Origin of the sequence: Agrobacterium sp. AGB01, from assembly GCF_014851585.1 — a bacterium.
In the GTDB taxonomy this organism is placed as follows: domain Bacteria; phylum Pseudomonadota; class Alphaproteobacteria; order Rhizobiales; family Rhizobiaceae; genus Agrobacterium.
In genome coordinates this window covers 1-853 of sequence record NZ_JACVAB010000015.1, presented here as the reverse complement: position 1 = coordinate 853, position 853 = coordinate 1, and the positions used below count along the sequence as shown (strand labels likewise).

Here is an 853-nt window from a genome sequence, read left to right as displayed (position 1 = left end):
TTATATCGGGACCTATTGTGATACGCTGGCCGCCTGCTTTCTGCTTTTGCTTCATTTCGATTTGTACGCCTCTCTCTGACGCGTTCGTCCGCCCACTATGACGTGGGCGCTGGCCTGTTGCGCAGCGGTTCCTATGGCTCTTTGGCCCGTCCGCGTTTTTCTTTTAGATGATTGAGGTTTGCGCCTTCCAGTTCGCCTCGAGAGGCCGCGCGCGCAGAGTTATTCTACATGGTTGACAGACAGCGCATACATTGCGGTCATTGTCGTCCCTCTGAGGTGCAACCAAGTCGATCGATCAGCTCTATTACGCCCTGCTTTTCGCGCTAGCCGATTATACGAAGTGGTGCAGCACGTTGTGCTGCCTTTTTTGGCGCCGGCCGTCGTGTTGTGTCGGTCTCCGCTGCGTGCCTTCAATGATTTCGTCAAGGCGATGCGGCGATTGTGCCTAGAGGATTTAGGCTTGGGGCGTGTTGGTGGTTTTCATGTGGAGGAAGATATTGAAGCGGGCAGACTTGTGTCTGTTCTGGACGATTATAATCCAGGCGATGTCGAGGTTATCTGGTGTGTCTATGGTGGTTCGGGACCATTGTCTGGCCGGGTACGCGCCTATTTGGATTTTTTGAGCGAGCATGTTGTGCGGGCGTCGCCTTGATTTTCAGGCGGCGTGTCTGCCATTTGTTATTGTGCGATTTGGCGGTTCCATGCTGCCTGCAGAATGCCTGACCGTTTTCCAGGCTTTGACTTCCGCATTGGGGAGCTGTTGGCGTGCCTTGGTTGTTGTGTCTTGAGAAGGGTTATTTTCGCGGGCGCGTAGGCGCCGCCAATGGTCTGCGGTTTCTTTTAGTTTTGAGAT

At 53.8% G+C, this 853-nt stretch carries 1 protein-coding gene; it reads left to right on the top strand.

Features of this window, described 5'->3' with window-relative positions; all coding sequences use genetic code 11:
* Positions 1 to 460: 460 nt before the first annotated feature.
* On the top strand, positions 461 to 652 hold the full coding sequence (locus IB237_RS26150; RefSeq protein WP_192491676.1) for a hypothetical protein: 192 nt from the start codon (positions 461 to 463) through the stop codon (positions 650 to 652).
* Positions 653 to 853 lie beyond the last annotated feature (201 nt).